Raw genomic sequence first — 19,203 nt, forward strand, 5'->3', positions numbered from 1 at the left:
TCACTCTCTGCTTGCGCTGTTCTCAGTGGTCGCGCTGATCTCACTGGTTGTGTCGGCGGCGGCCGTCGCCGAACGGGCGGCCTCCCCGACGAGGGCGTCGTAGGCCGTCGCCACCAGGGCGGCGAGATCCGTGGCGTCCTTCTCCGTGCCGCGCGCCCACGCGCGCAGCGCGGCGGTCAGTACCCCGGCGGCGGCACCGACGACGACCTCGGGGCGCGGGTCCCGGGCCGGGTCGGTACCGAGCCGGTCGGCGATGATGCGGACGGACTCGTCCTGGGCGTCGACCCGGATCCGTTCGTACGCGGCGAACAGGGCGGGCTCCTCGTCCACGACGGCGTACAGCTCGCGCAGCCTGGGGCGGTGGTGCCAGCCGGGGCTCTCGCGGTCCGCGAGCCAGTCCGCGACGGCGTTGCGGTACGCGAGGAGCGGGGGTTCGTCCTCGGGGCGGGCGCGCAGCGCCGCGTTGATGCGGGCGCCGTCGGCGCGGGTGAAGTCGAGCGCCGCGTCCTCCTTGCCGGAGAAGTGGCGGCTGAACGTGCGGCGCGTGACGTCCGCGCGCTCGGCGATCGCCTCGACGGTGACGGCCCCGAGGCCCCGCTCGAGCACCAGCTCGACGGCCGCCTCCGCCAGCGCTTCGCGCGTCCGGCGGGCCTTGACCTGTCGACGGTCCTCGGAGGGCCGCCCCGGGAGGGGCTCGTTCGCCTTCATGGCTCTACGGTACACCCGAATGTCCCGGCGGGACATAAGTCCCGTTGGGACATTTCTGGGCGCGGGGAGCGTCTCAGGCGTGCCAGTGGCCGTGCAGCGCGGCCGTCGCGAAACCGGGGCCGTACGCGACCATCGTGCCGCGGGCCCCCGGCGCGGGCGGCTCCTCGTGCGTGCGCTCCAGGACGCGCAGGATGCTGACGCCGCCCAGGTTGCCCTCGTCGGTGAGGGTGTCCGTGGAGTGGCGGGCGGCGCGGGCGTCCAGGCCGAGCGCTTCCGCGGTGTCGGAGATGATGCGGGGGCTGCCCGGGTGGATCACGGCGAAGTCGGAGTGCCGGCCGCCGAGCCAGTCCAGGAAGACCGGCAGTGCTTCTCGCGACGCGGCGCGCCCTTCCTTCGTGGCGTCGAAGTGCAGCCCGGCGGAGGTGATCCGGCCGGCCAGATGGTCCATGGTGTCCGGCAGGACGTGCTCGAAGCTGTCCTCGACCACGAAGCCGGGACCCAGCGGTTCGGCGCTGACGACGGCGGCACCGGCCGAGTCGCCGAACAGGGCCTTGTAGATCATCGCGTCGATACCGGTGTCGCTGTGGTGGTACACGGCGGAGATCACCTCCGCGGCCACGACCAGAACGGGGCTGCCCGGCCTGGCCCTCACCATGTCCGCCGCGCGGATCAGGCACTTGGTGCCCCCGGTGCACGCGAGCGTGGTGTGCGCGAGGGCGCTGGCGGTGGGGCGCATCCCGAGGCGGGTCATGAGGTGCACGTCGAGGTTGGGCACCGACCAGCCGGTGGAGTGCGTCGTGACGATCCCGCCGAGATCCGCCGCCGAGAGGCCGGCGCTCGCGAGCGCCGCCTCGGCCGCCTCCTGCGCGAGCTCGAGCGCGTCCGCGAACGCGGCGCGGGCGCGCTCGCCGACCTCGCCCCCGCCCGCCACGGTCGCCGAGGTGAGGGGACGCGTGAAGAAGCGGGTCCGTACGCCGCATCCGGCCACGGCACGGACGGCCGCCGCGAGCCGGGGGTGGTCCGGGTGGTGCGTGCGTATGTCGTCCGCGATCTCGTCGGTGGTCACCTTGTGGGCACCCAGGGCTGTGCGAGGTCGGGACACGTAGACAGACATGTGATGGCTCCCACGGGGGCGGTAGGGGGTGTGGGGGGCCAGGTCAACCTACGTCACCGCGGGCGATGGTTGAAGGTCGGAGTGTCACCCCGCCTGCAGCGCGGGCATCCGGGGATGGGCGCGCCGGACGCCGGGGTGGAAGACCAGGATCATCAGACGCGCCCCGGGCGTGGTGAGCGGCTGCGCCGCGCACATGGTCGCCCAGCCGGGCCCCAACCGGGCGTGCAGGAGCGGCCGTTCGTCGCCGTCCGGGTGGATCGCCGAACCGCCCGCCTCGTAGATGGGCGCCGCTTCCGGATCGGAGAGGACCTCCTTCTCGATCTGGCGCAGCGTGTCGTCGTCGGGACGTGCGGCCAGGGCCGCCCGCAACTGGGGGAGCAGCAGCGGTGCCCACGCGGTCGTCCAGTCCGTCAGCATGTTCCGCGCGTGCTGGTCGAGGAGCATCCAGCGCATGGTGTTCTGCGGGGGCCGCCGGTCGGGGAAGAGTTCCGTGAACGCCTCGTTGCAGGCGAGCAGGTCCCAGGACGCGTCGGACACGTAGGCGATGTGGTTGATGCCGTCGACCGCCTCCTGCCAGACACCGGGCACCTCCTTGCCGGAGGAGAGGTACAGCGGGCCGGGCGGGTCCTGGAGCAGGGCGTAGCGGCACAGCAGTACCCATTCCTGCTCGTTCAGGCCGAACAGGCGGGCCACGTCGCGGAGCAGATCCGCGGGCGGGCTCGGGTAGCTGCCCGACTCCAGCCGGTGATAGGTCCCGAGGGTGCGGTGCAGCAACTGGTCGACCTGGTGCTGCGACAGGCCGGGCGCGCGCCGGCCCTGGCCCGTGGGGCGGGTGAAGCCGTGGGACTCGGGAGCTATGAGGGCGCGCCGTTCACGGAGCAGGGCGCGGAGCGCCTTCTTGTTCATGGTGGGTAATCCCTCTTCGTACACGCCGAGTTGAGCGTGAGCAGTCTAAATACTCCCAACGGCTTTGGTAATAAACATTGCCCGAAGAAAACGATCAGACGGTCCGTCATGATGAGTGGCGCGGGGTTACCCACCTGCCGGTTTCATCGTCTGTGAGCACATGGACACAGCGATGGGGCACCTGTCCCCGGCCGCTCGAAAATGGCCGAAATTTCCCGGCACCGGGTAACTCACGAGCCTTCGGGCTGTTCGTGGAAGAGAGGCGGGACCGGGCCACCTAATTTGTTCGATGTGGCCGGAAAATGCGTTGCAACGACGCACGTCCCTCTCTCGACGCGACCGGTTCCCGGAGGTCACTGGCTGCGGTCGGTGCCGTCACTCGCCATTACGTAGCGGCCACGGCATCGGCCGCGCCCGGTACAGCGCCCGCCCGTGCACACCCCGGGCATACTCGGGCCCATGACGATACGAAGATCCGCCGTCACTGCCGTCGGCCTGCTCGCCGCCGGGCTCATGCTCTCCGGCTGCGGTGCGGAGAAGGCGGACGGCACGGCGGCCCGAACAGCGGCCACGCCGCAGACGCCGCAAACACCGATGGCGTCCGCCGGCGCCGACTGCGCCGCCCCCAGCGCGCCGCCCGAGCAGCCCCCCGTAGCGGGCGACGCCAACCCGAAGTACCGCGAGAACCACGCGTTCCAGAGCACGGTCGAGCTCAAGGGCGCCGCGCGGTGCGCCGCCGACCGGCAGGCGGAGCGGGTCCGGGGCGCGCTCGCGCGGTTCAGTGGACGGCAGGACGTCACGCCGGGCCAGGTCGGCAGCGCGCTGACCCGGCTCGGGTACGCCGCCGACAAGGTGACCACGAGCGGCAGCGAGGGCATGGTGAGCTTCGCCGTCGAGATCGCGCCCGCGTGCGTCGAGGGCTCCGTCGCCGGACGGGTGACGGTGGAGACGCACGGCGTGTACATCGAGGGCACCGGGTGCGTGAAGCCGCAGGGCGGTCACTGACCCCGGCGGCGCTTCACTCCGGCTTGCCCAGATTGCGTACGTAGTCCTCCGCCGCCGCGTCCAGGCCGATGTCGTGCTGGGCGCGCTCGGAGAGGTACCAGCGGTGTTCGAGCAGCTCGTGGTAGAGCTCGGCCGGGTCGACGGGGGTCGGGATCCGGTCGCGTACCGCGCGGACCGTCGGCCGGAACACGTCGCGCACCCAGCGGTGGGCGAGGACCTCGGGGCGGGCGTCCTGGACGTCGTCCTGGGTCGCCATCCAGCTCTCCAGGTCGTTCAGGAGCCGCCGCGCCTGGTTCTCCTCCGCGTCCATGCCGGTGAGGCGCAGGAGCTGGCGCTGGTGGTGGCCCGCGTCGACGACCTTCGGCACGAACGTGACCGTGTCGCCGTGCGGGGAGCGGGAGATCTGCATCTCGGCGACGTCGAACCCCAGGTCGTTCAGGCGGCGGATGCGGCGCTCCATGTAGTGGTGCTTGCCCGCCGGGTACACCGACGTCCGGGTCAGCTCGCTCCACAGGTTCGTGTAGCGCTGCCCTATCTCCGTGCCGAACTCGATGGGGTCGATCGACGGGTGCAGCGCCCCGGACGCCTCCAGGTCGAGCATCTCCCCGCTGATGTTGACGCGGGCCAGATCGATGTCGTACTCCCGCTGCCCGTCGCTCAGCTTCGGGTGCAGCTCGCCGGTCTCCGCGTCCACGAGGTACGCGGCGTACGCGCCCGCGTCCCGCCGGAACAGGGTGTTGGAGAGCGAGCAGTCGCCCCACGCGAACCCGGCGAGGTGCAGCCGGACCAGGAGCACGGCGAGCGCGTCCATCAGACGGTGCACGGTCGTCGGCCGCATCGTCGTCTCGAACATCGACCGGTAGGGCTGGGAGCCGCCGAGGTGCCGGGTGATCAGGACCGGCTCCAGCGGCGTCCCGTCCGGCTGCTCGCGGCCGGTGACGACGGCCAGCGGGTCGACCGCGGGTATCCCGATGCGGTCGAGGGTGCGGAGCAGTTCGTACTCGCGCAGCGCGGGCCGCTCGGCCAGCTCCTTCACGGCGACCACTTCGTCACCCGCGCGCGCGTAGCGCACCACGTGCCGCGAGATGCCGCGCGGCAGCGGCACGAGGTACTCCTCCGGCCACTCCTCCAGCGGGATGTGCCAGGGCAGGGCGAGCAGGAGCACCGGGTGCTCGGGGTTGGTGGCGCTGATCTGGAGCGGCATGGTCATCAGCGTAAGCGGCCCGCCGCGCGCGTGGATCTCCCTGCCGCGCCTCAGTACGACAGGGAGTGCTCCGCCCCCGCGAGGATCTCCGTGATGCGCAGGCCGAAGCGGGCGTCGCACGGGGCGGGGGTACCGGTGCGCGCCGACTCCCGCAGCACGTCGATCGCCACGGCGAACGACTCCGGGGCGGTGCCGCCCGCGGGCATCGTGAATGTCCCGGCCGTGCCGCGCAGTTCCACCGCCGTCCCGCCGGCCGCCTTGGGCGCCGTCAGGCTCAGCGTCGCCGTGCTGGACGCGCCGGACGCGTGTGCCATCACCAGGTGCACGGTGTCGCCGGGGCCGCTCCGCGCCGTCAGCGCCTCCACGTCACCGAGGATCGGAAGCAGCACCGACAGGGCGTGCGGGCCCACGTCCCACAAAGCGCCCCGCTCGGCGCGCCACGGCGTGGAGGCCCGCACCTCGGCGTCGTCGCCCGGCGTGTAGAGGCTGCCGTACCAGTCGGCGCGGCCGGTGAACCAGTTGCCCACGGCCGCCTGTTCGGCGATCCAGGCCGACGGGTCGGGCGCGTAGCGCAGGGTGCAGAAGACGGCCGTGGCGACGCCCGCCGCGTCCGCCGCCTCCACGACCGCGCGCGCCGCGTCCGGTTCGGTGGCCAGCGGCTTGTCGAGCAGCAGATGGCACCCGGCCGCCGCCGCGCGGGCCGCGAGCGGCGCCTGCACGTCCGGCGGCACGGCGAAAGCCACCGCGTCGCACGCCGCGAAGAGCGCGTCCACGTCGTCGTACGCGGTGATGCCGTGTTCGGCGGCGAGTTCGGCGGCGGCCTCCGGGCGGCGGCCCCAGACGCCGGTGAACTCGGTGTGCGGATGGGCGGCGAGCGCCGGGGCGTGAGTACGGCGGGCCCAGGGGCCGGTGCCGACAAGTCCGCAGCGCAGGGTGTCAGTCGTGGTCATGAGCGGCAGTATCGCCCGGATCGGGCGAAAGTCGCTTCACGCGGCGTCACCCGCACCGCGCACCCGCACCGCGCACCCGCACCGCGCACCGGCCCCAGGGCTCCGCCCTGGACCCCGCTCCACAATCTCCCCCAGACTTCGCCCGGGGGACCCCCAGGGGCTTGAGCGGGGCGCAGACAGCGGGCCCCCGGGTGGTGAATACTCATTCACCGGCCGGGTGAATGCCGATTCACCCGCTTTCACCGTCCCGACGCGCCGCGCCGGGCCGCCCGCCCGCCGTCCCCGGCAGGAGCCCCATGGACGCCGCACCCGCACCGATACCGGCCCCGGCCCCGACGCACGGGCGCCTGCGCGAGCGCCTCACCGTGCCCGTGCTCGCCTTCGGTGGCATCCTCATGGCCGTCATGCAGACCGTCGTCGTCCCGCTCCTGCCCGATCTGCCCCGGCTGACCGGCGCGTCCCCGGCGGCCGTCTCGTGGATGGTCACGGCGACGCTCCTGGCGGGCGCGGTCCTCACCCCGGTCCTCGGCCGGGCGGGCGACATGTACGGCAAGCGCCGAGTCCTGCTGATCGCGCTCGGCCTGATGACCGTCGGCTCGGTGCTCTGCGCGCTGACCTCCGACATCCGCGTCCTGATCGCGGCCCGCGCCTTGCAGGGCGCCGCCGCGGCCGTCGTGCCGCTGTCCATCAGCATCCTGCGCGACGAACTCCCGCCGCACCGCACCGGTTCCGCCGTCGCCCTGATGAGCTCCACCGTCGGCGTCGGCGCCGCCCTCGGCCTGCCGCTCGCCGCGCTGATCGTGCAGTACGCGAACTGGCACGCCATGTTCTGGGCGACCAGCGCCCTCGGCGCCCTCGGCCTCGCGCTCGCCTGGTGGACGGTGCGCGAGTCGCCCGTCAGATCACCGGGCCGCTTCGACGCCCTCGGTACCCTCGGCCTGGCCGCAGGCCTGATCTGCCTCCTGCTCGGCGTCTCGCAGGGCGGCCAGTGGGGCTGGGGCGGTGCCCGGGTGATCGGCCTGTTCGCGGGCGCGGCCGTGATCCTCACCCTCTGGGCCTGGCACCAACTCCGCACCAAGCGCCCCCTGGTGGACCTGCGCCTGGCGGCGGGCCGCCGCGTCGGACTGCCGCACGTAGCCGCGCTCTTCACCGGCTTCGCCTTCTACGCCAACTCCCTCGTCACCGCGCAACTCGTGCAGGCCCCCGTCGCCACCGGCTACGGCCTCGGCCTGTCCATCGTCGCGACGGGCCTGGTCATGCTGCCCGGCGGCGTCATCATGCTGCTGTTCTCCCCGGTCTCGGCCCGCGTCTCCGCCGCCCGCGGCCCCCGCACCACCCTCGCGATCGGCGGCGTCGTCCTGGCCCTCGGCTACGCCGTGCGCATCGCCGACAGCACGGACCTGTGGGTCATCCTGGTCGGCGCGGCCGTCGTCTCGACCGGCACCACCCTCGCCTACTCGGCACTGCCCACGCTGATCCTGCGCGCGGTCCCCGCCCACGCGACCGCCTCCGCGAACGGCGTCAACGTCCTGATGCGCACCATCGGCCAGGCCGTCTCCAGCGCCGCCGTCGCCGCCGTCCTCGTCCACCACACCACGCGCGTGGGCGGCGCCGAGGTGCCGACGCTCGGCGGCTACCAACTGGCGTTCGCCATGGCCGGTACGGTCGCGCTGGTGGCCACGGCCGTCGCCCTCGCGGTCCCGTCCGACACCGCCCGGGAGAGCGCGACGACGGCCGCCCCCGTCCAGTCGGCGACGACGAAGGGAGCGCAGGCCGATGAGCACGACGTACGCGGGTGAACAGGCGTCCCGCGCGGTCCGCCGCGACGCCGAGGCGACCAGAACGGCCATCGTGAAAGCCGCCCGGCACCTGCTGGCCCGGCACGCGCACGGCGACATCACGCTCAAGGCCGTCGCCGAACGGGCCGGGGTCAGCCCACCCCTGATCCTCAAGTACTTCGGGAACAAGGACGCCCTGTTCTCCAGTGTCATGAACTTCGAGGCGGACGTGGAGACCTTCCTCGACGCGCCGCTGGAGAACCTGGGCGCCCACATGGTCCGCCACGTCCTCACCGGCCAGGCCGAACGCGGCGCCGACCCCATCCTCCGCATCGTCTTTGCCCCGCTCCACGGCGAACAGGGCGAGATCCTCCGAGAGAACTTCCGTACCCAGGTGAGCGGCCGCCTGGCGGCCCGCCTCCCCGGCGAGGACGCGGGGCTGCGCGCGGAACTGGCGGTGTCCATGCTCCTGGGTCTGGGCGTGATGTACGGCATCGCCCGCGGCCCGCATGTACGGATCGCGGACGTGGAAGAGGTGGTCACGCATTACGCCCCGGCTGTGCAAGACCTCCTAGGGGCGCGGGACTGTGTCGATGAGCGGCTCCGCCGCGGGGCGCGCCCAGCCCCCACTCACCGGCACTGAACGCGCAGCGGCTCGTAAGCCACGAAGGTCTCGAACCCATCGGCCCACCGCACGGTCAACTGCCCGTCCACAACATCCACTCCGGCAACAACCTCAGCGAGCCCGGAGTCGAATTCCCCACCAAGACAGGCCAGCGCCACAAAAACCCCGCCCCCCTCAACACCCGCCGAAAGCCGTGGCACCCGCACCCACGACTCGAACGCCGTCCCCTCAGGCGCCCGCACGGCATCCCGCTCCTCCCACCCGTACAACCCCACCAGCTCCGAGCGGACCGTATTCGTAGCCCACCCGGTAAGGGAGACCCGGGCCCCGCGCGGCGCCCCCACGACCCGGTGGACCCGCAGCTCGAAACGCCCCCGCGCCACCGTCACGCTCTCCACGCGAAGCCCCGGCACCATCGGCGGCCCCGACGCGAAGACGGGCCGGTGCCAGGACGCGGCCCAGCCCCAGCCGTCCCCGTGCTCCGCGCCGAGCGGGTGGACCCGGCGTCGTACGCTCGCGACGCCGCCGACCTCGACCGACAGGTGGTTGTCGGCGATGTTGGTGCGGGAGGTCGGCCCGGTGTGCGTGGAGTACGCCTGGCGGCCGTACAGCGGGTCGTCCTGCTCGGCGAACTCGCCCTCGTGCGGCCGGACGTGGTCGCTGCCGTGGTTGTGCAGGCGCACGATCCCGTCGTCCCGCGTCGACTGGACGAGCAGTCCGGGCGCGGGCAGCGCGAGGACCCGGTCGGGGCCCTCGACGGGGGCGGCCTCCTCGGTCGCGGTCCACAGCGGAGCGTCCTGCGGCGCGAGCAGCGCGACGAAGCCCTTCGACGCCCAGTACGGGGACGCGGGCCCCGAGTACGGCTGGAGGGTGGCGGTGTGCGGGCCGTGCCAGCCGAGGCTGAGGAGGCCGTCATCGGTGATGCCGCCGCGGTCGACGAAGTAGCGCAGGTTGCCGCTGATGAGGCGGCGCGAGGCGCCCGGGGTCAGCGGGGTGTGGCCGGTGAGCGCGCCCGTGCCGACCGCCGCCGACGCCGCGAAGCGGTAGGTGAGGGAGCGCCCGAAGTGGAGCGGCGCACCGTCCCCGCCGAAGAGCAGGGAGAAGCTCTCCAAGTGCTTACGGAGCCGCGGGCCGAAGCGGTCGGCGAGCGCCGTGTCGCCCGACAGGTGGGCGTGGAGCATCGGGTAGAGGTGCAGCGCCCAGCCGTTGTAGTGGTCGAAGGCGCGGCCGTCGCCGTCCGCGTACCAGCCGTCGCCCCGGTACCAGGTCTCCATCAGGTACAGGGCGCGCTCCATGGCGCGGGCCGTGGCCTCGTCGCCCCGGCCCACCGACTCAAGGAACGACGCCACCATGAAGGGGAACAGGTACCAGTTGTTCGGGGCGGGCGTGTGGTCGATCGCGCCGCGCAGCCACCGCTCGGCACGGTCCTGTACGTCGCCGTCGAGCCGGTCCCACAGCCACCGCCGGGTCAGCATCAGGCCGAGCGCCACCGACGCGGACTCGACCATCGGCTGGCCCTGCACATGGTGGTCGAGGATCAGCGGCCACGACTCGGCGTCGTCCGCGCCGGGCGTACGGGTGCCGGCGGTGAGGCCGCTCGCGTACCGCTCCAGGAGGTTGTGCGGGTCCTTGCCCTCGGCGCCCGCGATCCGGAACCCGGCCGCCAGGAACGTACGGGCGTAGCCTTCGAGGCCGTCCGAGCGCACGCCCGACGCGGACGGGCGGCCCGGCAGGTCGAGGAGGGCGCCCTCAGGGGTGGCCCAGCGCCAGGCGGCGGTGAGCAGTCCGTCGGCGACGGCCTCCCAGTGGGCGCGGGTGTAGCCGGTGTGCGGGCTCAGCGCCCGGTCCTCGGCGGGGAGTTCGAAGGGTATGGCCTTGCCACCAGGAACGCTCATGCGAGGAACGCCAGCCTTTCGCGTCGTACGGGATGGGCGAAACCGTCGCCCGCGGCCCAGCGCGCCACTTCGGCGACGGCCGTGTCGGCGAGCCGCTCCCACTCGCTGCCCTGCGATCCGGCCAGGTGCGGGGTGATGAGCGCGCCGGGGCAGTCCCACAGCGGGTGGTCCGCGGGCAGGACCTCGGGGTCGGTGACGTCGAGGACGGCCCGGACGCGGCCCGCGCGGACCACGTCGGTGAGCGCGTCCTGGTCGACGACGGCGCCGCGCGAGGTGTTGATGAGCGTCGCGCCGGGCCGCATGGAGGCCAGCAGATCGCGGCTGACGAGGCCGCGCGTGGCCGGGAGCAGCGGGGTGTGGACGCTCAGCAGGTCGCTGCGGGTGAAGAGGTCGGGCAGCTCGACCCACTCCACGCCCAGCTCGGCGGCCTCCGCCTCGGTCACGTAGGGGTCGTGGAGCAGGACCTCGTAGTCGAAGGGGCGGAGCAGTTCGATGACGCGGCGGCCGATCAGGGACGCCGACAGCAGGCCGACGGTGCGGCGGTAGTTGCCGACCTCGTGCGGGGTGAGCAGCCAGGCGTCGCGGGCGCGGTCCCTGCGGAAGTCGCGGGCGCGCTCCAGGACGTGCTTGCCGTGCAGGAGGAGCATGGCGAGGGTGTACTCGGCGACGGGCAGCGCGTTGGCCGCCGCCGCAGAGGTGACCTGGATGCCACGCTCCCAGCACGCCTCGGTGACGTGCCCGCGCACCGAACCGGCCGCGTGCACCACGGCCTTCAGGTTCGGGGCGGCGGCCAGGACGTCCGCGTCGAGCCGGGGACAGCCCCAGCCGGTGACCAGGACCTCCACATCGGCGAGGAGCTCCTTCGCCCGTACGGTGCTCAGGTCGTCCAGGGCGGGGAGCGGCGCCAGGTCGCAGACGCCTCGCAGCGCGGCCACGGACCGCGGCGTGAAGACGGCCGCCGCGGCCTGGGGGGACATGGCCAGCGCCACACGGGGCTGAGTCACTTGACCGCCCCCGCCGTCAGGCCGGAGCGCCAGAACCGCTGGAGGAGGACGAAGGCGAGAATGAGGGGGAGGACCGCGAGAAGCGAACCCATGATCACCACCGGGTAGTACTCGGGAGAGACGGACGCCTGGCTGTTCCACTGGTAGAGGCCCAGGCTGACGGGGTAGAGGTCCTGGTTCGACAGCATCACCATCGGCAGGAAGAAGTTGTTCCAGATGGCGGTCAGCTGGAAGAGGAAGACCGTGATGAGGCCGGGGCCGAGCATGCGCAGGGCGACCTTGACGTACGTGGTCAGCTCGCCGGCGCCGTCGACCCGCGCCGCCTCCAGGACCTCGTTCGGCACATAGCCCTGCGCGAAGATGCGGCCCAGGTAGACGCCGAACGGGTTGAACAGGACCGGGATGAACACCGACCAGAAGGTGTTGACGACGCCGGTCGCGGACGCGATCAGGTACAGCGGCAGCGCGAGCACCGTCTGCGGCACCATGACCGCGGCCAGGACGAGGCCGAACAGCTTCTCCTTGTGCCGGAAGTGGTACTTGTCGAAGGCGTACCCGCAGGCGACGCTGATCAGCGCGCCGATCGCGGCGCCCACGACGGCGTAGAGCAGGCTGTTGCCGTACCAGCGGCTGTACAGGCCGCCGTCCATCGCGAACAGGTCCTTGATGTTCTGCACGAGCGAGAAGTCGCTGAGGGACAGGATGTTGCTGCTGAACAGCGCGTCGCGGGACTTCGACGCGGCGAGGACCAGCCACAGCACCGGCAGCAGGGTGTAGAGGACGGAGATCGCGACGACCGCGTTGACCGTGGCGCGGCCGAGCAGGCGCGGGCGCAGCAGGGCGGGGTTTCCGGACGCGACTGTGCTCATCGGGCGTTCTCCTCGGCCGAGTCGACGCGGTTGGTCCAGCGGGTGACGCCGTAGGAGAGGGCGATCGTCAGGAGCAGGAGGATCACCGAGGCGGCCGCCGCCAGGGAGTAGTTGTTGCGGCTGAACGCCGCGTCGTAGATGTACATGCTCGGCGAGAACCGCGAGTTGATCATCTGCGAGGACTGGTGGAGCAGCATCGGCTCGGTGAACAGTTGCAGCGCCCAGATGAGGGTGAACATCGCGACCATGACGATGGAGGAGCGGACCAGCGGTGCCTTCACCTGGAGCGCGGTGCGCACCGGCCCGGCGCCGTCGACGACGGACGCCTCCAGGACTTCGCGGGGGACCGCCTGCAGGGCCGCGTAGAAGACGACCATGTTGTAGCCGAGATTGCTCCACAGGGCGATGTTCACGATCGACGGCAAGGTGGTGTGCAGGCCGAGGAAGTCGACCGTGATGTCGGCCTTGCCGAGGATGTCGATGATCGGGCTGATGCCGGGCGTGTAGAGGTACAGCCAGATCAGCGAGGCGATGATGCCGGGCACGGCGTGCGGCAGGAACAGGCCGAGCTGGGCCGAGGCCCGCAGCCGTACGACGCCCGAGTCGAGCAGCAGCGCGAGCGCGAGCGAGCCGATCACCATCAGCGGGATGTAGATCACGCAGTACAGCGCGACCGTGCCGAGCCCGGACAGGAACGTCGGGTCGGTGAGCACGGCGGCGTAACTGCGCAGGCCCACGAAGACGGTGCGCTCCGCGCCGAAGCCGAGGCCCGGCTGGTCGTCGCTGAAGAAGCTCAGCCAGACCGCCGTGCCGACCGGGATCAGGAAGACGACGACGAGGAGGACGAAGAACGGCGTCATGAGGACGCCCGCCGCGCCGTTGCGGCGGCGTCTGGCCGCCTGGTGCGCCTTGCGTCCCGCGGCGTCGGCGCTGCGTCGGGGCGCGGGCGTCGCGGTGGGGGCGTGGGTGGTCGCGGTCACGGGGTTCACCTGCCTTTCGGAGTGCGGGCGCTCACGTGGAGTGCTGGGTGGTGGAGAGGCCGAGCGCCTTCAGGTCCGGCATGGTGCCGTCCTGCGCGGCGCGCATGGAGGAGAGCAAGGTGCCCGATCCGGCGCCCGCGCGCGCGAAGGCGTCCTGCATGACGGAGGCGGTCGCGGTCATGCGCGGGCCCCACACCCAGCCGTCGTCGATCTTCCGCGCCTCCCGCTCGAACAGCGTGTAGATGTCCTGGCCGCCGTAGTACGCGCGGTCGAACGCGGCGCGGCCCACGTCGATCAGCTCGGTCGCGGCAGGGTACTGACTGCTCGCGCCGCTGGAGAGCCGCGCCTTGAGGGCGTCCGGGTGGGAGACCTGCCACTCGATGAACTCCATGGCGGCCTCGGGGTGCGCGCTGTCCTTCGTCACGGCGAACGTGGAGCCGCCGTGGGTGCCGAGCGTCGGCCTGTCCGGGGTCCACTGGGGGAGCGGGGCGATGCGCCACTTGCCCTTCTGCTCGGGGCGCGCGTTCATCTGCGCGCCCGCGTCCCAGGCGCCGCTCAGCCGGGTCAGGACGAGACCGTTGCCGATCTGCGCGTCGTAGAGGCGGGCCGTGGAGGAGTTGACGTAGACGAGGTCCTCGTCGAGGAGGCGCTGCCAGTACGCGGCCACCTTGCGGGTCGGCGCGTCCGCCAGGGACACGTTCCACGCGCCTTTGGACGTGTCGAACCACTGCGCCCCCGCCTGCCAGGACCAGGCGGCGAACTGCGTCATACCGTCCGTGGGGAAGGTGCCGACCCGGCGGCCACCGCCCGTGCGGCGCACCTTGCGGGCGAGTTCGGTGTACTCGTCCCACGTGGTCGGCACCTCGAAGCCGTACTTCGCGAAGAGGTCCGCGCGGTAGTGCATCACCATCGGCTCTATGTCGAGCGGCACGCTGAACGTGTGCTTCTCGAACGTCGTCTGGGCCAGGGACTGGGGCAGCAGCTTGGCCCGCAGGTCGTCGCTGATCAGCGAGGTGATGTCGCGGGCGACGCCGTCGATGGCGAAGCCCGGCAGCTGGGGGTACTCGATGGTGGCGACATCCGGGGCGTTGCCGGCGCGCGCCGCGTTGCTGATCTTCAAATACCCACCCTGGCTACCGGAGGGGATCTGCTCGTAGTCGACCCGGATGTGGTCGTGGGTCCTGTTGAACGCGTCGACCACTTCCTGGCTGCCGCGCAGCGAGGACCAGAACGTGATCGTGGTCGTGCCCTTGGTGCTGGTGGTACCGGACGTGCTGGTGCTCCCGGATGACGCGCTGTCGTTCCCGCTGCAGGCGCTCAGGGCGCCCGTCAGCGGCAGCGCGGTGATCGCGGCGAGCACGGATCGACGGCTCTGTCGACCAGGCATGGGCGCCTCCCGCGGCTCCTGCGTGTTCGAGTCACAGGAATACTGATCGGCTGAGCGGTCGCGGTCAATAGATCGATCAGAAGAAAATGAAACGGTCAAACGCTCATGCGGACGCTCCAGTTGAGGGTGCGGTGGCCGGGGCCTGGGTCGAGCCGCGGACCTCCAGGGTGGGCAGCAGCTCCATCCGCCGCACCGGGCCGCCCGAACGCCCCGGAACCGGGTCGCCGAGCCTGCGCAGGAGCAGCTCGGCCGCGGCCCGGCCGACGTCCGCCTTCGGCGGCGACACGGCGGTCAGCGGCGTGCTGCCGAGCGCCGCGACCACGTCGTCGTACGCGATCACCGAGCAGTCCTCGGGGACCCGTACGCCGCTGTCGCGCAACGACTGCACCAGCATCAGCGCGTCCACGTCACCGTGAAGGATGGCGGCCGTGGCACCCAACTCACCCAGTAGCGCCGGGAGTTCGATGGCCTTCTCGGCGGTCTCCGACCCGGGGTCGGGGGCGGCGCCGGGGGAGCTGAGGGCGATCGCCCACGTGTCGACGTCCGGGTGGTCCGCGGCGATGCCGGCGAAGGCCGAGCGCAGGGCGCGCGCCGTCGGGCTGTCGTCGCGCGCGGCGAGCACGATACGACGGTGCCCGAGGCCCGTCAGGTGCTCGACGGCGAGATGGATGCCGTACCAGTGGTCCGTGCAGACCGTGTCCAGGGCGTGCAGCGCGCTGCCGCGCCGTGGCATCCGCTCCATCACCACGGCGGGCACCTCGAGCCGCGCCAGCCAGGCGTAGTCCGCCTCCTCGACGGCGCGGCTGCGCCAGCGCGGCGCGATGAGCAGCCCCCGCGCGCCCTCCGCCAACGCCCGCTCGACGAGCGGCTGTTCGGCGCCCGGGGCGGTCGGGGCTATGTGCAGGGCGATGCGTACGCCGGCCTCCTCGAAGGCGGTGCGGGCGCCGTGCAGCGCCTCGTACAGGTAGGCGTGGCGCTCGGGCACGACGAGCGCGACCGGGCCGCCGTCCGCCTGGGGCGGCGCCGTGGGCGCGGCGGCCTGCTCGGACTCGGGCAGGACCGGGCGGGCCACGCCGTGGCCGCGGCGCAGTTTGCCCTCGCGGGCCAGCTCCTCCACGTCGCGGCGGAGCGTCACCACCGACACCGCGAGTTCGGCGGCGAGGTCGCTGACCCGGGTCGCGCCGCGCGACTGCACGACGGCGAGGATCCGCTGCCGCCTGAGATCGACCGGTTCGCGCATGCTGAGGGCCCCCTCACGACCGCTGTTCGTTTGAGCGCTTCGGTGAACGCTTCGGCCGCAGCATAACCAGCGGGCGCGGGCCGGCATCAGCCCCCGGCGGACTCCGGTTCCGGCGGGAGGCGGTCGAGGGTGATGCCGAAGTGCTGGTCGTAGGCGGCGCGGACGGCGGCGTCCGTGGGCAGCTCGGTGCGCGTGCGCTGCGCGCCGACCGTCCTGGTGAGCGTATGACCGCTGAGGGTGATCCGTCCCTCCTCGGTCAGCAGCGAACAGACCAGGGAGCGGGTGAAGTGGGAGGCGGGGGAGGTGCGGTGGTACCAGGCGCCCGCCTCGAAGTCCCGGAGCGCGCGCGGGCGCCGGTCGAGGAGGTACTGCGGCTCCCCGTCCCGCAGCACGAGCAGATCCCCCTCGGCCGCGTCCTCGACGCGGAAGACGCCGCCGGGGTCGGCCTGGTCGCCGCGGTCCCCGTACCGCAGGGGGAAGTGCGTGTGCGTGCCGAACCCGATGTCGGCGAGCCAGTCGCCGCCCTCGCTGTCGCGCACGCGCAGCGCGAGGTGGTCGTACGGGATGCCGAACCGGCCGCCCTCGCCCGCCGCGCGCGCCTGCAACAGCGTCACCTCGAAGCCGAGGGCGGTGAGCAGGGTGCCGAACGCGCCGTTGAGCTCGTAGCAGAAGCCGCCGCGCCGCCGGTCGACCAGCTTGGCGACGAGCGCGTCCGCGTCGAGCGTGATGTCCTCCTGCAGGTGCACGGAGAGGTTCTCGAACGGCACGGTGCGCAGGTGCGCGAGGTGCAGGGCACGCAGCGCGTCGCCGGTCGGGGCGGCGGGGCGCTCGGCGCCGATACGGGCCAGGTAGGCGTCGGTACGCGCGTGATCCATGAGGGCAGTCTCCACAAGGGGGCTATGGCCTGTGCGCCTCGGGGCCCGGCCGGACCGGCAGGCGGCGGACGCTGTTGCCGACGAAACCCGTGTGCGCGGGCAGCTCCTCGTCCGGCACGGCCAGGTCGAGTGCGGGGAACCGGGTGAACAGCCGCTCCAGGGCGACGGTCGCCTCCAGGCGGGCCAGGGGCGCGCCCAGGCAGTAGTGCGCGCCGTGGCCGAGCGAGAGGTGGCGGCCGCGATCCGGACGGGTGACGTCGAAGCGGTCGGCGTCCGGGCCGTGCGCGGCCGGGTCGCGGCCCGCGCCCGAATAGCCGGCGAGGACGGGGGTGCCGCGCGGGATCACCGTGCCGTCGACGGTGAGGTCGCGGGTCGGGTAGCGGAACGGGAAGTAGCTGACGGGGCTGTCCCAGCGCAGCGTCTCCTCGACCACGTCCCCCCAGGCGGCGTGTCCTTCCCGGACCAGGGCGAGCTGGTCGCGATGCCCGCACAGCGCCCGCACCGCGTTCGTGATCAGGTTCAGCGTCGTCTCGTGCCCCGCGACGACGAACAGCATGAGCGTGCCGATCAGCTCCTCCTGGCCGAGCCGGTCGCCGCCCTCCTCGCGCGCCGCTATGAGGGCGCTGGTCAGATCGGAGCCGGGGTTCTCCGCCCGGACCTCAGCGACGCGCGCGAGCACGCCCACCATCTCCTGGTTCGCGGCGAGGGCCTCCTGCGGGGTCGTGCCCGTGGAGACGACCTGGCTCGACAGATGGTGCAGGCGGTCCCGGTGCTCCTCGTCGACGCCGAACAGCTCGCAGATGACGCGCATCGGCAGCGGCAGCGCGAAGTGCGCCCGCAGTTCGACGACGTCCTCCGTGGCCGCCTGCCCGGCCACCCCGTCGAGCAGCTCGTCCACGATCCGCTCGACGCGCGGCCGCAGCGCCTCCACGCGCCGGACCGTGAACGCGCGGCTCACCAGCGACCGCAGCCGCCGGTGGTCCTCGCCGTCCGCCGTCGTCATCCCCGGCACCGTCGCGAACGTGCGCAGCGGCCAGCCCGGCGGGATCCGGCCCTCCGCCAGTGCGGTGAAGTGCCGCGCGTCCTTGGCGACGTCGGGGTGCGCGAGGAACTCCCGGAGCGCGTCGTGGCCGAGGAGGAGCGCGCCCGGGACTCCGCCCGGGAGCACGACCGGCGCGACGGCACCACCCTGCTGCCGCAGCCGTGCGTTGAGGGCGTGCGGGCAGCCGCCGGCGGGGTCGAGGCGGTGCGGCCGGCCGGTGGCGGGCTCGCTCGGGTCCGGCGCTTGGGGCGTGCCGGCCGGGTCGGCCGCGCGAGGCGGGGCGGAGGTGCCGGCAGGGAGGGCCGCGCCGGGCGGGGCGGAGGCGGTCCCGGCGGAGTGCGCTGCGTCGGCTGATGGCGAGGTCAAGCGGGGCTCCTGACGCGGGTGCGGGCTGGCGCGGGGGCGCGTCGGGCCCAAGGGCCGGCTCGTCAATTCCCCCGCGCTCGACGGCTTTTGGATCCTAGTGCGCACGCGGCTCGACGCCCAGGTCGTAGATCCGCTCCAGCAACCACGCCTCATTGCCCGCGAGGCCGGCGCGGCTCAGCGCCTCGTCGGCCTCCGCGATGGGCACGGCGAGCACCGACGCGGTGGCGGGCGGCTCCGTGCCGGAGAGCGCGGCGCGTGCCGTGTGCAGCAGCCGCAGACAGGCCTGTGCCGCCGCCAGCTCGTGGTTCCTCGTCGGCCTGCGGTCCTGCTGATCGAAGTCCCTCGTCCCATTCATGGTTCCCACTCTTGCGCACGGGTCTGACAATCCGTCTCCAAGCGGGCACGGCTAGCCTCGTGTGAGCCGCGGATCACCTGGCCGGGGCACATGCGGGACGGTCATGGAGCACTGTCCGGAAGGGAGGCGTCCGCCTTTGTCGTCGCTCGCGATCCCCCTGTTCGACCCCGCGGCGGGGCAAGGGGCCCGCCAGCTCGCCGAGTTGGGTCTCGCCCTGGTCCTGTCCACCCTGATCGGCGCGGAACGCGCCGTGCAGCAGAAGAGCGCGGGCCTGCGCACGCACACGCTCGTCGGGGTCGGCAGCGCCCTGTTCATGGAGGTGTCGCAGCACGGGTTCAACTCCGTGCTCGCCCTGGAGGGCGTCTCGTTCGACCCGTCCCGCGTCGCCGCGCAGATCGTCTCCGGCATCGGCTTCATCGGCGGCGGGCTCATCTTCGTCCGCCGGGACGCCGTCCGGGGCCTCACCACCGCCGCCACGGTCTGGCTGACCTGCGCCATAGGGATGGCCTGCGGCGGCGGCCTCCCCCTGCTCGCCCTCGCCGCGACCGCCTGCCACTTCCTGGTCGTCCGGGGCTACCCCTACCTGACCCGCCGGGTCCCGGCCCTGGCCACCGAGCGCCGCTCGGGGCTGCACCTCGCCTACCGGGTCGGCAGCAGCGTCCTGACCCGCGTTCTTGAGCAGTGCACGAGCCGCGGCTTCCGTGTCGTCGAACTCCGCACCGACCGCACCGACTGGGAACAGGTCCCCGACCGCCCCGGCACGATGGCCGTCCGCATGGAGATCGAGGGCACGGCCGACGTCCCCGCACTCGTCGCCGTGCTGGCGGAGCTGGACGGGGTCCTCGACGTGACCTCCATGGAGTCGGCGCCGGACGAGTAGGGCGCGTGCGCGTGGGGTGA

18 protein-coding genes are annotated in these 19,203 nt (G+C 72.8%); 4 read left to right on the forward strand and 14 right to left on the reverse strand.

The genetic code is table 11. From position 1 onward, the window contains the following. The 3 genes from N5I75_RS33725 to N5I75_RS33735 all read right to left on the reverse strand — a co-directional run bounded on the left by N5I75_RS33725 (nucleotide 1) and on the right by N5I75_RS33735 (nucleotide 2,728). A complete protein-coding gene (locus tag N5I75_RS33725) occupies nucleotides 1-708 on the reverse strand; it encodes a TetR/AcrR family transcriptional regulator (protein WP_476683942.1) in 708 nt (235 codons plus the stop codon). Nucleotides 709-781: 73 nt separating this feature from the next. Then, nucleotides 782-1,774 carry a beta-ketoacyl-[acyl-carrier-protein] synthase family protein gene (locus N5I75_RS33730; protein WP_476683943.1) on the reverse strand — a complete coding sequence of 331 codons (993 nt, stop codon included), beginning with the start codon at nucleotides 1,772-1,774 and terminating at the stop codon, nucleotides 782-784. 132 nt (nucleotides 1,775-1,906) lie between these two features. After that, entirely contained in the window at nucleotides 1,907-2,728 is an 822-nt protein-coding gene (locus N5I75_RS33735) for an MmyB family transcriptional regulator (protein ID WP_476683944.1), read from the reverse strand. Nucleotides 2,729-3,187: 459 nt separating this feature from the next. On the opposite strand from N5I75_RS33735, the gene N5I75_RS33740 reads away from it, so the two are divergent. Beyond that, nucleotides 3,188-3,733, forward strand: a complete 546-nt coding sequence (locus N5I75_RS33740) for a hypothetical protein (RefSeq protein WP_476683945.1) — start codon at nucleotides 3,188-3,190, stop codon at nucleotides 3,731-3,733. Nucleotides 3,734-3,746: 13 nt separating this feature from the next. On the opposite strand, the gene N5I75_RS33745 is transcribed toward N5I75_RS33740, so the two are convergent. Next, on the reverse strand, nucleotides 3,747-4,937 hold the full coding sequence (locus tag N5I75_RS33745) for a DUF4032 domain-containing protein (protein ID WP_476683946.1): 1,191 nt from the start codon (nucleotides 4,935-4,937) through the stop codon (nucleotides 3,747-3,749). Between the two features lie 50 nt (nucleotides 4,938-4,987). Further along, nucleotides 4,988-5,887 (reverse strand): Gfo/Idh/MocA family protein, encoded by a 900-nt coding sequence (locus N5I75_RS33750; RefSeq protein WP_476683947.1) that lies wholly within the window; start codon nucleotides 5,885-5,887, stop codon nucleotides 4,988-4,990. Between the two features lie 296 nt (nucleotides 5,888-6,183). Between N5I75_RS33750 and N5I75_RS33755 the strand changes: the two genes are divergently transcribed. Together N5I75_RS33755 and N5I75_RS33760 are read left to right on the forward strand one after the other, a co-directional pair. Further along, on the forward strand, nucleotides 6,184-7,686 hold the full coding sequence (locus N5I75_RS33755) for an MFS transporter (protein ID WP_476683948.1): 1,503 nt from the start codon (nucleotides 6,184-6,186) through the stop codon (nucleotides 7,684-7,686). Next, entirely contained in the window at nucleotides 7,664-8,308 is a 645-nt protein-coding gene (locus tag N5I75_RS33760; protein ID WP_476683949.1) for a TetR/AcrR family transcriptional regulator, read from the forward strand. The genes N5I75_RS33755 and N5I75_RS33760 overlap by 23 nt, the downstream gene beginning before the upstream one ends. On the opposite strand, the gene N5I75_RS33765 is transcribed toward N5I75_RS33760, so the two are convergent. From N5I75_RS33765 to N5I75_RS33805, 9 genes are all read right to left on the reverse strand, one after another. Continuing rightward, entirely contained in the window at nucleotides 8,296-10,185 is a 1,890-nt protein-coding gene (locus N5I75_RS33765) for a DUF2264 domain-containing protein (RefSeq protein ID WP_476683950.1), read from the reverse strand. The two genes, N5I75_RS33760 and N5I75_RS33765, sit on opposite strands and share 13 nt — an antisense overlap. Beyond that, nucleotides 10,182-11,162, reverse strand: coding sequence for a hydroxyacid dehydrogenase (locus N5I75_RS33770; protein WP_476684868.1), 981 nt, complete (start codon nucleotides 11,160-11,162; stop codon nucleotides 10,182-10,184). Before N5I75_RS33770 ends, N5I75_RS33765 begins: the two co-directional genes overlap by 4 nt. 23 nt (nucleotides 11,163-11,185) lie before the next feature. Then, entirely contained in the window at nucleotides 11,186-12,058 is an 873-nt protein-coding gene (locus tag N5I75_RS33775; protein WP_476683951.1) for a carbohydrate ABC transporter permease, read from the reverse strand. Next, nucleotides 12,055-13,038, reverse strand: coding sequence for a carbohydrate ABC transporter permease (locus N5I75_RS33780; RefSeq protein ID WP_476683952.1), 984 nt, complete (start codon nucleotides 13,036-13,038; stop codon nucleotides 12,055-12,057). Before N5I75_RS33780 ends, N5I75_RS33775 begins: the two co-directional genes overlap by 4 nt. A 31-nt stretch (nucleotides 13,039-13,069) precedes the next feature. Further along, entirely contained in the window at nucleotides 13,070-14,425 is a 1,356-nt protein-coding gene (locus N5I75_RS33785; protein WP_476683953.1) for an ABC transporter substrate-binding protein, read from the reverse strand. A 103-nt stretch (nucleotides 14,426-14,528) separates the two neighbouring features. Then, nucleotides 14,529-15,665, reverse strand: coding sequence for a substrate-binding domain-containing protein (locus N5I75_RS33790; protein ID WP_476683954.1), 1,137 nt, complete (start codon nucleotides 15,663-15,665; stop codon nucleotides 14,529-14,531). Nucleotides 15,666-15,751: 86 nt separating this feature from the next. Then, nucleotides 15,752-16,540: an arylamine N-acetyltransferase family protein gene (locus N5I75_RS33795; protein ID WP_476683955.1), complete on the reverse strand. Its 789-nt coding sequence runs from the start codon at nucleotides 16,538-16,540 to the stop codon at nucleotides 15,752-15,754. A 22-nt stretch (nucleotides 16,541-16,562) separates the two neighbouring features. Then, entirely contained in the window at nucleotides 16,563-17,948 is a 1,386-nt protein-coding gene (locus N5I75_RS33800) for a cytochrome P450 family protein (protein WP_476683956.1), read from the reverse strand. 94 nt (nucleotides 17,949-18,042) lie between these two features. Beyond that, nucleotides 18,043-18,303, reverse strand: coding sequence for a hypothetical protein (locus N5I75_RS33805; RefSeq protein WP_394436163.1), 261 nt, complete (start codon nucleotides 18,301-18,303; stop codon nucleotides 18,043-18,045). A gap of 136 nt (nucleotides 18,304-18,439) precedes the next feature. Between N5I75_RS33805 and N5I75_RS33810 the strand changes: the two genes are divergently transcribed. Beyond that, nucleotides 18,440-19,183, forward strand: a complete 744-nt coding sequence (locus N5I75_RS33810) for an MgtC/SapB family protein (RefSeq protein WP_476683957.1) — start codon at nucleotides 18,440-18,442, stop codon at nucleotides 19,181-19,183. Nucleotides 19,184-19,203 lie beyond the last annotated feature (20 nt).

The organism is Streptomyces sp. R818 (assembly GCF_056172735.1).

Excerpts from the sequence above, each read along its gene's own strand:
- N5I75_RS33725 (WP_476683942.1), bottom strand. The coding sequence starts at position 708 with ATGAAGGCGAACGAGCCCCTCCCGGGGCGGCCCTCCGAGGACCGTCGA.
- N5I75_RS33735 (WP_476683944.1), bottom strand. The coding sequence starts at position 2,728 with ATGAACAAGAAGGCGCTCCGCGCCCTGCTCCGTGAACGGCGCGCCCTC.
- N5I75_RS33740 (WP_476683945.1), top strand. The coding sequence starts at position 3,188 with ATGACGATACGAAGATCCGCCGTCACTGCCGTCGGCCTGCTCGCCGCC.
- N5I75_RS33745 (WP_476683946.1), bottom strand. The coding sequence starts at position 4,937 with ATGCCGCTCCAGATCAGCGCCACCAACCCCGAGCACCCGGTGCTCCTG.
- N5I75_RS33750 (WP_476683947.1), bottom strand. The coding sequence starts at position 5,887 with ATGACCACGACTGACACCCTGCGCTGCGGACTTGTCGGCACCGGCCCC.
- N5I75_RS33755 (WP_476683948.1), top strand. The coding sequence starts at position 6,184 with ATGGACGCCGCACCCGCACCGATACCGGCCCCGGCCCCGACGCACGGG.
- N5I75_RS33760 (WP_476683949.1), top strand. The coding sequence starts at position 7,664 with ATGAGCACGACGTACGCGGGTGAACAGGCGTCCCGCGCGGTCCGCCGC.
- N5I75_RS33765 (WP_476683950.1), bottom strand. The coding sequence starts at position 10,185 with ATGAGCGTTCCTGGTGGCAAGGCCATACCCTTCGAACTCCCCGCCGAG.
- N5I75_RS33770 (WP_476684868.1), bottom strand. The coding sequence starts at position 11,162 with ATGTCCCCCCAGGCCGCGGCGGCCGTCTTCACGCCGCGGTCCGTGGCC.
- N5I75_RS33775 (WP_476683951.1), bottom strand. The coding sequence starts at position 12,058 with ATGAGCACAGTCGCGTCCGGAAACCCCGCCCTGCTGCGCCCGCGCCTG.
- N5I75_RS33785 (WP_476683953.1), bottom strand. The coding sequence starts at position 14,425 with ATGCCTGGTCGACAGAGCCGTCGATCCGTGCTCGCCGCGATCACCGCG.
- N5I75_RS33790 (WP_476683954.1), bottom strand. The coding sequence starts at position 15,665 with ATGCGCGAACCGGTCGATCTCAGGCGGCAGCGGATCCTCGCCGTCGTG.
- N5I75_RS33795 (WP_476683955.1), bottom strand. The coding sequence starts at position 16,540 with ATGGATCACGCGCGTACCGACGCCTACCTGGCCCGTATCGGCGCCGAG.
- N5I75_RS33805 (WP_394436163.1), bottom strand. The coding sequence starts at position 18,303 with ATGAATGGGACGAGGGACTTCGATCAGCAGGACCGCAGGCCGACGAGG.